This is a genomic window from Gellertiella hungarica (assembly GCF_014197145.1).
In the GTDB taxonomy this organism is placed as follows: Bacteria; Pseudomonadota; Alphaproteobacteria; order Rhizobiales; family Rhizobiaceae; genus Gellertiella; species Gellertiella hungarica.
Genome location: NZ_JACIEZ010000008.1, coordinates 168,907 through 178,769 on the forward strand (window position 1 = coordinate 168,907; position 9,863 = coordinate 178,769).

General features: G+C 61.0%; 12 protein-coding genes and 2 pseudogenes. 6 read left to right on the forward strand and 8 right to left on the reverse strand.

The window, feature by feature from the left end:
* Positions 1-51: 51 nt before the first annotated feature.
* Both GGR23_RS17550 and GGR23_RS17555 read right to left on the reverse strand, forming a co-directional pair.
* A complete protein-coding gene (locus GGR23_RS17550) occupies positions 52-792 on the reverse strand; it encodes a ferredoxin reductase (RefSeq protein ID WP_343066699.1) in 741 nt (246 codons plus the stop codon).
* On the reverse strand, positions 785-1,390 hold the full coding sequence (locus GGR23_RS17555) for a molybdopterin-dependent oxidoreductase (RefSeq protein ID WP_058096408.1): 606 nt from the start codon (positions 1,388-1,390) through the stop codon (positions 785-787). The genes GGR23_RS17550 and GGR23_RS17555 overlap by 8 nt, the downstream gene beginning before the upstream one ends.
* A 141-nt stretch (positions 1,391-1,531) precedes the next feature.
* Between GGR23_RS17555 and GGR23_RS17560 the strand changes: the two genes are divergently transcribed.
* From GGR23_RS17560 to GGR23_RS17585, 6 genes are all read left to right on the forward strand, one after another.
* On the forward strand, positions 1,532-2,059 hold the full coding sequence (locus GGR23_RS17560; protein WP_082657960.1) for a MarR family winged helix-turn-helix transcriptional regulator: 528 nt from the start codon (positions 1,532-1,534) through the stop codon (positions 2,057-2,059).
* Positions 2,060-2,076: 17 nt separating this feature from the next.
* On the forward strand, positions 2,077-2,949 hold the full coding sequence (locus GGR23_RS17565) for a LysR family transcriptional regulator (protein ID WP_036749130.1): 873 nt from the start codon (positions 2,077-2,079) through the stop codon (positions 2,947-2,949).
* Positions 2,950-3,076: 127 nt separating this feature from the next.
* Positions 3,077-3,523, forward strand: coding sequence for a peptide-methionine (R)-S-oxide reductase MsrB (gene msrB, locus GGR23_RS17570; RefSeq protein WP_036749127.1), 447 nt, complete (start codon positions 3,077-3,079; stop codon positions 3,521-3,523).
* On the forward strand, positions 3,524-4,036 hold the full coding sequence (msrA, locus tag GGR23_RS17575; RefSeq protein ID WP_183367630.1) for a peptide-methionine (S)-S-oxide reductase MsrA: 513 nt from the start codon (positions 3,524-3,526) through the stop codon (positions 4,034-4,036). It abuts the gene before it with no gap.
* Positions 4,037-4,087: 51 nt separating this feature from the next.
* Complete coding sequence (locus tag GGR23_RS17580; RefSeq protein ID WP_183367631.1) at positions 4,088-4,576, forward strand: peroxiredoxin family protein; 489 nt, start codon at positions 4,088-4,090, stop codon at positions 4,574-4,576.
* A 266-nt stretch (positions 4,577-4,842) separates the two neighbouring features.
* Positions 4,843-5,778, forward strand: coding sequence for a LysR family transcriptional regulator (locus GGR23_RS17585; protein ID WP_082657959.1), 936 nt, complete (start codon positions 4,843-4,845; stop codon positions 5,776-5,778).
* Here the strand turns inward: GGR23_RS17585 and GGR23_RS17590 are convergent.
* From GGR23_RS17590 to GGR23_RS23265, 6 genes and pseudogenes are all read right to left on the reverse strand, one after another.
* On the reverse strand, positions 5,741-5,980 hold the full coding sequence (locus tag GGR23_RS17590) for a DUF2274 domain-containing protein (protein WP_058096406.1): 240 nt from the start codon (positions 5,978-5,980) through the stop codon (positions 5,741-5,743). The two genes, GGR23_RS17585 and GGR23_RS17590, sit on opposite strands and share 38 nt — an antisense overlap.
* Positions 5,981-5,982: 2 nt before the next feature.
* A complete protein-coding gene (locus GGR23_RS17595) occupies positions 5,983-7,110 on the reverse strand; it encodes a TraB/TrbI/VirB10 family type IV secretion system protein (RefSeq protein WP_183367632.1) in 1,128 nt (375 codons plus the stop codon).
* Positions 7,107-8,135: a P-type conjugative transfer protein TrbG gene (trbG, locus tag GGR23_RS17600; RefSeq protein WP_183367633.1), complete on the reverse strand. Its 1,029-nt coding sequence runs from the start codon at positions 8,133-8,135 to the stop codon at positions 7,107-7,109. Before trbG ends, GGR23_RS17595 begins: the two co-directional genes overlap by 4 nt.
* Positions 8,132-8,821 carry a conjugal transfer protein TrbF gene (trbF, locus tag GGR23_RS17605; RefSeq protein WP_058097624.1) on the reverse strand — a complete coding sequence of 230 codons (690 nt, stop codon included), beginning with the start codon at positions 8,819-8,821 and terminating at the stop codon, positions 8,132-8,134. The genes trbG and trbF overlap by 4 nt, the downstream gene beginning before the upstream one ends.
* Positions 8,818-9,432, reverse strand: a pseudogene (locus GGR23_RS17610) (TrbL/VirB6 family protein); the annotation flags it as partial. The gene trbF and the pseudogene GGR23_RS17610, both read right to left, overlap by 4 nt.
* A gap of 268 nt (positions 9,433-9,700) precedes the next feature.
* Positions 9,701-9,863: pseudogene (locus tag GGR23_RS23265) on the reverse strand (IS110 family transposase); the annotation flags it as partial.

Consider the following 9,863-nt stretch of genomic DNA (forward strand, 5'->3'; position numbering starts at 1 on the left):
CGGCTCTTGTGAAAATATTTCGTGCTGTACGCGATGCGCCCGCCAGAGCCCTCACCCCCCATACCGCTCAGTTTTGATCACACTCGGGGCCAGTCCCGAAGCGAGAACGCCATCAGCGGCAACATTCACGAAACCGTTCGATCCGCAGATGAAGACATGCGAAGGCGCGGAAGGCATGCGGCCAACGACGTCCTTGATCATTGCTTCGTCGACCCGACGCGAAAAATCCGAGGCCCGCCAAGGTGCCTCGCGGGTAATCGCCAATGCCAGTACGAAGTTGGGGTCGCCGTCTTCGCTGGAAATGAGTTCCTCGGCGAATAGGGCGTCGTTTCTCGTACGAGCGGAGAGGAGAAGCGCTGTCGGAACGGTGAGTGCGCCTGAGCGCCTGTGCCGGATCATCGACATGAACGGCGCCACACCGGACCCCGCGCCGATCAAAAGGATTGGGCCGCTTTCGTGCTCCGGCCACAAGAAGTGGCCCCCTAGGGGACCGCGCAGTTCAATTTCGTCTCCAGCGACGGCGACTTCGTGGAAATAGGCAGAGACCTCGCCCTGCAGGTTTTCGATGACGAGCTCAATAGTGTCAGAGCGAGATGGATCGGATGCGATCGAGTAGCTTCGCATCGCCGAGTATCCATCGGGGGCCGTCAGTCGAATGTCGACATGCTGTCCGGCGACATGCGTGAAAGGCTGTGCCAGACGCAGAAAAAAGCTCTTGATGCTCGGCGTGCGTTGGACGATCTCGGAGATCGTTCCGATCTGCCAACCGATCGGCGTGGTATGCTCAATCACCGGAATATCGCTGCTCCTTCCACGGATCGCCGTAGATATGATAGCCGCGCAGTTCCCAAAATCCGGGCTCATCGCGTTCAGTGAACTGGAGCCCGTTCACCCATTTTGCAGACTTCCAGAAGTAAAGGTGTGGAACGAGCAGGCGTGCGGGTCCTCCATGATCGCGCGGGATCGCTTTTCCTTCATACTTCAACGCGACCATCGCCTTGCCGGACGCAAGATCCGCTAGCGGGACATTGGTCGAGTATCCATCGAAGCTGTGGGCGAGAAGGAAGTCGGTAGGATGCTCGACTCCGGCGTCGGCAAGGATATCGTCGATCAGCACACCTTCCCATGCGGTGTTCAGCTTCGACCAAGACGTCACGCAGTGTATGTCGCGCGTCATCTTCGTCATCGGCAGGGAGTTGAACTCCGCCCAATTCCAAGCCTTCACGGGCCGTGGGCCGATCTTGAGTGTGAATTTCCAGTCCCCCGGCTCGATGTTCGGCGTCGGCCCTGCGGTGAGGACAGGAAAATAGTCGACAAGATGTTGACCGGGCGGAATCCGTTCCGACTGGTCTCCTCCCGATGGGCGGCCGGTGAACCCTCTGGTAGCCATTCGAAGTCCCCTTGCTTCTAGTGAGTCGACACCCGCGGAGATGTTCCGGCCTGAAAAGGCCGCTTTACACAGACCTCGACCTGTCGCAGCAGATAATATATGACTGACTCATACTTATAACGCTGTGTGGCTGAGAGCGCAATGGATAGAAACGTCTCCGAGCGGCTGGTGAACCTTCTGGGCGCCTTGGCCGTAGGGGTAAACGACCGCATGCACGCCGCGATTGCGCAAACAATGCAGGACGGTGGAGGAACCGTTGCCGCCCTGGTAGCGATCGGTCATGCCCCCGGAATGACGATTGAACAGTTGAGCCGGGTTCTGACCATCACGCATGGTGGAGCTGTCCGGTTGGTCGACCGTTTGCTAGAACGGGGGCTTGTCGAGAAACGCCCTTCACGCACTGATCGCCGAGCCTTCAACCTCGTCTTGACGCCCAGCGCGAAACAACAGCGCGAACAGGTGCTGGAACATCGTCGAGAAGCGCTGACGTGGGCAGTCGGACACGTGCCACACGAGCATCTCGCTGCTTTCGAGAGTGTCGCCGAGACCTTGGTTGCAGCGCTGGCGAGCGACCCACTTTCCGCGCTGACGACATGCCGATATTGCGACGAGAAACGTTGCACCTCATGTCCAATGGAAACGTTCGGCCCCATAGTAATGAAACAATAGACAGAACGGCGGTAGGCATGGAGTTCAATCAGATACGATATTTCCTGAATCTGGCGGATTCTCTGAACTTCACCGAAGCGGCCATGCGCAGCGGTGTTTCGCAACCCACGCTCACACGCGCGATCCAACGACTTGAGGAGGAACTGGGTGGCACCCTGGTTTATCGTGATGGGAAAGACAGCCGTCTCACAGCTCTAGGCCGTGATATCCGTTCAGAGTTTGCTTCGATAGCGGAAGGTGAACAGCGGGTCCGCGCACTCTCCCTCAATCGGGTTCGGGGAAGACGAGAGACGTTAACCGTGGGCGTCGTCAACACGATTGCACCAAGGCTAATCACTGGGTTCATCGCCCATGCCCTGCAACAGTTGCCAATGCTCGAACTGGTTGTCCGGCCGATCACCCGCGAAGAGGCCGTTGAGTGTCTGCTGAGCGGTCGGCTCGATGGCTGCTTCTGTTCCGATCCGATGGCGGGTAACGCCAAGATCGCCACCGCTGAGATGTTCCGCGAGCGGCTGTTATTGGCCATGGCGGAGCAGCACCCTTTAGCCGGTCGGGAAGTGATCTCGCTCGCCGAACTCGCTGAGCAACCTTATCTTGATCGCCTTCATTGTGAATTTCGCTCTCGCGTCAACGAGCATCTTCGCGAACGCGCTATCGTCATGGTCCCGCGGCTAAGATCTGAACGGGAGGATCTAATCCAGCAGGCGGTGGCCGAAGGCGCCGGTGTCTGCATGCTGCCCGAAAACTCGGCCATCGTCGCCGGCCTGACCCTGCGCCCGGTTGAAACGCTCGACCTTACCCGGACGATCGGTTTCCAGTCAGTTTCTGGCTCAGGAACAGCGGCGGTCCTGCGCCAGCTTCGAATGCTGGTCGAACGCCATGGGTGGTAGTGTAGACCATCGCGTTGGCTTGACCGCTGGCAACACTGAGGCGAAGCATTGAAACTATAGCCGTGCCGTATTGGACACCTTCGGATTGAATAGCCACTTTAGCGGCAGACATTCGAAGGAGAAAAACATGGCTACATACAAGAAAACAGACGCCGCGATCGCAAGGCTCTCACCCGAGGAATACCGGGTGACGCAGCAAAGCGGCACCGAGCGGCCGGGCACCGGTGCTCTTCTCCACAATGATGAGGCCGGCATCTACGTCGACATCGTCTCGGGTGAACCTTTGTTCGCATCGTCGGACAAATTCGAGTCCGGTTGTGGCTGGCCCAGCTTCACGAAGCCGATCGAGCCGCTGAACATCAACGAGCTGCGTGACACCAGTCACGGCATGGTCCGCACGGAAGTGCGCTCGACACATGGCGATAGCCATCTTGGCCACGTCTTCCCTGACGGGCCGACCGACCGTGGCGGCTTGCGCTACTGCATCAATTCCGCGTCGCTGCGCTTCATCCCACGCGAGGAGATGGAGGCGCAAGGATACGGTGACTATCTCAACCAGGTAGAGGATATCTAGATGACAACCGAACGTGCTGTACTAGCTGGTGGCTGCTTTTGGGGCATGCAGGATCTCATTCGAAAGAAGTGGGGCGTGATCTCAACGAGAGTCGGTTATACCGGCGGGCACGTGCCCAATGCGACCTATCGCAATCACGGAACGCATGCCGAGGCGATCGAGATCATCTTCGATCCTCAGAAAATCAGCTATCGCCGACTGCTGGAGTTCTTTTTCCAGATCCATGATCCGACCACGCTGGATCAGCAGGGCAATGACTTCGGTAAGAGCTATCGCTCAGCGATCTACTTCACGAGTGACGAACAGAAGAATGTTGCTCTGGATACGATCGCGGACGTCGAAGCTTCCGGCTTGTGGCCCGGCAAGGTGGTCACGGAGGTCGAGCCGGTAGGTGACTTCTGGGAAGCCGAGCCGGAACACCAGGATTACCTGGAGCGCATCCCGCACGGATACTCGTGCCATTTCGCGCGCCCCAACTGGGTTCTGCCGCGCCGAACAGACACGGCGGCCTAACAGGTATGTGGCTCGCGGTGCAATGCCGCGAGCCACCAACGGGAGAACATCATGAAAACTGGAATTGTAGGGTCGCCATCTCCGCCGTTGGAGAATGTTCAGTGGATCGATGGGAATGGCAATCAGCGTGATCCGCTGTCTCTGGAAGAGCTGGGTACGGGCTTCAAGATCCTGTATTTCTTTCAAGACTGGTGCGCCGGCTGTCACACACATGGTTTTCCCACGCTTGTGACACTTGCAGACAATCTCGGAAACAAAGGCGTTGGCTTTGCCGCCGTGCAGACGGTGTTCGAAGGCTCGGATGTGAACACCTTCGACCGTTTGCGGGAAAACCAGTCACGATATGGACTGAGCATCCCCTTTGGGCACGCCGCTCCCGGTAAGGGGCCAGGCGAAACCGTGCCGGCGATTATGGAGGCGTTTCAAACGGGTGGGACGCCCTGGTTTGTTGTGATCGCGCCCGACGGCCGCGTTGTTTACAACGGGTTTCGGCTGGAGGCGGATGCCTTGGTCCACGCGCTTGGAGCATCCGTCGGGTGAGTCAATGGAGACGGCAGAATAAATCCATCGCTGAACGCACGCCATGATGGTCGATAGGGCGGCAAGGGGAAGTGTTTCATGTCAAACACTATATCAACGACGCTATGGATGCGTTCGCCAGGAAATAGCGAACACATAAGGCCCTGGCGGTCACCACTATGCGTGCGTCGCGGAGCCGGCAACGAGCCCGCAGGCACTTTTGCTTGGCCCGACTCGCATAAGCGCGACGACAGCTTGCTTGAGCCTAAATTGGCGAGGGTCTCCTAATGGTGTTGTCGAAAAGCGTTGAGGCAATCGAGCTTTGCCATCTTAGATATTTTCTGGCGGCGGCCGAACAAGGTAGCTTTCGCAAGGCGGGAATTGGCCTGGGCCTCTCACAGTCGGCAGTAAGCCGGTGTATCGCCGACCTTGAGGACCAGATTGGAGCGTCACTATTTCACCGACACTCCTGGGGCGTGTCTCAAACCTATGCAGGTCGACGCTTTCTCAGGCGCGCACGAGAAGCTATGCGGAGCATTGCAGAAGGTGCATACGACGTAGCGCTTGCGGGTCGCTCCGAGCAGGGTCGAATCCGTATTGGCGTTTATTCCTCAATTGCTTCCGGCTTCCTCGCGGAACTGTTGGGCACCTTCGGCCAACGCCACGGGCAGGTAACAATAGAGTTGGTCGACGGAAACCCCGCAGACCACGTTGTAGCAATCCGAAATCTCAGCCTCGATGTAGCGTTTGTCGCCGGTACACGAGATTGGCCGGGGTGCGAGCGAACCCCTCTGTGGGAGGAGCGCGTATTTGCAGTTCTGCCCGCCCACCATCCATTGGCCAATCGGAAAGAACTTGAATGGCGTGATCTACACGACGAAACGTTCGTTGTTAGCGAGTCAGCGCCAGGACAAGAAATCCACGCCTATCTTGTTCGATATCTGGCTGACCTCGGCAGACATCCCGAAATAAAGGTACAACACACCAGCCGAGACAATCTCATAGCTCTCGTCGCACTCGGTCAAGGATTGACTGTCGTGAGCGAGGCCATGACATCAGCACGGTTCGCTGGGGTGGTTTACAAGCCCATCGTCGGCGAGTTGTTGCCATTCTCAGCGGTGTGGTCGACTAACAATGATAACCCCGCCTTTCGTCGGCTACTCAGTCTGGCAAGGACAATCGCCGTCAGCTCTGACTACTCGCAGGCGGTATCGAGCGCTTAGCCTTTCTAAACCCGCGATCCGTGGCGATGAACCGCTCCAGCATCGGCACGATCAGCTTCAAGGGATCGGCGACGGGCTTGCCGGTTTCACGGGCCAGCACATCGGCGTAGTCGATCAGGTCGTGGTTAAGCGTCGCGGGCAATTCCAGTGTGACCTTCACGGGCTTGTCGTCGGGCAGCGGGCCGAGTTTCAACTTGGTCATGATCAACCTCCTGTCGGCTGGAGCACTAAATCGCGAGTCACGATGATCCTGACCGGGAAGCCCGGTCGGATCGTTAATGTCGGCGCAACCTGCAACTGGCGCTGCACGATCTGCTGCCCCGCCTGATTGACGGTGTCCTGCGCCCCTTCGCGGATGGCACGGATCAGCCGGTCTTCGTCGCTGGTTGCCAGTTCCGCGCCGATCCCGAGAAGCGTGGAGAGGCCAGCCGCCTTCATCAAATCCCACCAGTGATAATCGACGCCATCCTCAAGACCGGCATAGCCGCCGGCGTCGGCGCCCGGCAGGCGCTCCAGCACGATGGACCGGCCGTCGGGCAGGATCAGGCGATTCCACACAAGGAGCACGCGGCGTTGGCCGAAGGTCACGCCATCATCATACTGGCCGATGATACGGGTTCCCTGCGGGATCAGGAGCAGCGAGCCGGTCGGGCTGTCATAGACGTTTTCGGTCACTTGCGCCGTGATCTGACCGGGAAGGTCCGACCGGATGCCGGTAATGAGCGCGGCCGGAATGACGGCGCCCGCCTGAAGAATATAGGGCGATGCCGGGGGCGTGAGGCGATCCGGGGCGACGGTCTGCCGGTCCACCGGGCCGTTGAGGAAAGCCGCGTGACGGTTCTGCCCTGCCGCATCCGGCTGCGCGCCGAGACCAGCCAGGCTGGGCATAGCCGTTCCTGCCGGTGCTTCCGTGCGCGGGCCGGACTGGAAAAAGACGCTGCTCAACCGTGCGGCTTCTTCCTCGGCAAGACGGCGCTGTTCGTCTGGATCGACCGCTGGCGCGGTGATGGCGGGTGCGGCAACTGGCTGGCCCCGGTTCTGCGCCTCAAGGATCGGACGACCGAGATCACCCGGCAGCGCGGGGCCAAGGACCGGGCCGCTATAGTCACTCGGCAGGCCGGCCAGGCCGTCCGCCGTGGGCCGATTCTCGGTCGAATAGAGTTCGCCGCCACCCGGCGCGACATCGCGAGTCTGGAGTGCGTAGATCAGCGCCCCGCCTATGCCGAGCAGGGCGACGGCTCCGACGCCAGCCAGCATCTTGCGGGATAGGCGGGTGACGCGGGGGGCTTCTGCGCGCAGCCGCATGGGCGCGGCGGTGTCGGTCTTGCTCATGAGGACGATCCTCCCGTGGACGTGCCGACCGGTTGCGTGGCCGCCTGCGTCTGTTCCATGCGGACGATCCTGACGACCTGCTGACGGTCGCCGCTGCCAAGGCGCAACTCGGCCGCCCCGAACAGGCGGTCCACGATCAGCACGTTCTGGTGAATACGGGAATTGACGATCTGCGGCTCGCCATCCGCGCCGAGCACGAAAAGCGGCGGCATCTCGCCTTGCACGATGCCGCGCGGGAAGACGACATAGACACGCCGACCGTCGTCGAAAACGGAAACCGGCCGCCAAGGTGGGCTATCGCCCCGCACCTGCAATCCGTAGCGGTAATTTCGCGCGGCCTCGGCTGGAATGGTGGGAGCGGCTGGTGTGTTGACACGGCTTCCTGGTGGCGGTGCGGGATAGGCCCATGCCACAGAGGGCATGTAGAGCGATTCTCGCGCCCGCAACTCGATCATGTAAACCCGTCGATCGGTGGTAATCACGAGATTGGTCGAGATGTCCTCGCGTGTTGGCTTGACGAGAATATGGACGCGGCGGTTCGCACCCGAGCCGCTTTCGGTATCTCCGATGATCCAGCGCGTCGTATCGCCGGCGGCAATGGGTCCCGTTCCGGTCAGGCTCTCGCCCGGCTCCAGCGCGATATTGGTGATCTGTCCCGGCGCGGCATAGACCTGATAGAGCGCGCCCTCCGACCAGGGATAAATCTGGATGGCGTTGTAGTAGCCTTCCCGCCGCGGTTCGACACGGGCGGCAGCATTTGCGTTCTCGACCCGGCCGGTAGGCGTGCCGGCTGCGGTGCCGCCCCGCGCCACGGTCCATGCCGGGGGCACATGCAGCGGCCGGGGCCGGTTGTCCGGGGCGGCCACCTGCGCGGCAGGCAGCGGCGGCACGTTATCATCGTAGCTGAACTGCGGCGCCCGGTTGGTCGCGCAGCCGGTCAGCATGGTGGCGGAAAGCAGCAAAGCCGGAAGGCCGAGTTTACGGAAAGCCGGAAACGCGTCATTACGGAAAGTCGAGGAATTCATTGACTCATCTCCCGTGACCAGTTGATCGCGTTGATGTAGATTCCAAGGGGATTGGTGCGCAGCCTCTCGGCGGTGCGAGGGGTCTGGATCACGATGGTCAGGATCGCGGTCCATCGCTCGGTCGTGGAAAGCTGACCGTTCTCATAGTGCCGCTCCAACCACGCCACGCGGAAGCTGTCGGGGGAAGCTCGGATGACGCTGGAGACCTCGACGGCGACCTGCTGGCGGCCGACGCGAGTGAACGGATCATTGGCGCGGGCATAGTCGTTCAGCGCCGCAGCGCCGCGGTCCGTGGTGAATTCGTATGCGCGAAGCCAGTTTTGGCGGACGATGATAGCGTCGGCTGGGATGGCGCGGACCTGCTCGATGAAGCCGCCCAGATGGAAGGCAATCTGCGGATCGGTCGGTCGATAATCCGCCGTAGCAGCCGAGACGGCCTGCGCCTGGCCGAGATTATCGACCTCCACCACCCAAGGCACGACGGTTCCCTGTGCCGATTGCCATACAAGGGCAGCAGCGAAGCCTGCTGACAGGATCAGCGAGCCGAAGGCCATATAGCGCCAGTTCCTCGCCTGCACGCGAGCCGACCCGATGCGCTCGTCCCAAGCCTGCGCGGCCTTCTGATAGGGCGTTTCGGGTTCCGGCACCTTGCCATAGTGGGTCGTCGGTCGTTTGAAGATATTCATGTGCGGTCACTTTCGGAAAGGCTGACGGATGAACCGGGGCCATGGCTGTCGCCCGATCGGACGGCATGGGCGGCGGCGGTGACGCCGTGGCTCATCGCTTGGCTGCGGCGCATTTTCTGTGCCCAGGCAGGCGAACCATCAGCGGCTGAAGGAGGGGATTGTTCGGGTGACGGGACGCCCCCGACCGTTCCCATGGAGGAACTGCCGCCGGACGCTGTGAACCCGGCTCTCGCGCCATCGGAATAACTGGATTTCATGCTGTCGGCGGCACGGGTGGCGGCGCGCTTCAAAGGCGAGATGGCCGCCGACGCGCCGGCGCGGCTAACACCTCCGAGACCGGAAGCGATCCCGGCCGCGCCGGAGCCGCCCATCGAGCCGAGGGTGTAGGCCGACGAAGCGGCACCGACGGCCGCGGCACTACCGCGTGCAAGGGTGGCACCACCCGACATTGCAGCGCCTCCGGCCTTGGCGGCAAGCATGGTCGCGCCTCCGGCCGCCACAGCAGAACCACCAACGGCGAGGCCGGTCCCGACGGCAGCGCCCGCGCCGAGCTGCGGGCCACCCGAAACGAGGCCGGTGGCGATGCCGGGGCCGAAAATGCCCAACCCGAGATATGTGGAACGGCCCGCGGTGCAAGGTGCTCTTCAGTCGATTTCACCACATGGGAACGGTGCGGTCATATGTCCGGCCTACTTGTGCGGTCATGACCGCTGGCCTCGATGAAGTCCGCGAAACGGGTGGCTGGATCAAGGGGGCGCGCTTTGTGCGCGTCACGGGTTTCGGCCTGTCCTGCTTCGGGATTTCGTCCCGTGGTTCATCGTCTGTTATGCACCCTACCTGCCGGCGGTTGCCGGGCAGCTCGTCTCGGCGGTCCTGCGCTTATACGGCGGCAGATCCTACCTCAATTCCTATTGGGTCTCGATAAACTCCACCTCTGGTCAACAATGCCCAGATCATCCGGGCGATCTTATTGGCCAGCGCCACCGCTACGACCTTGAACGGACGCCGCGTAAGCATGTTCTTCAGCCACGGCCAAACTCGG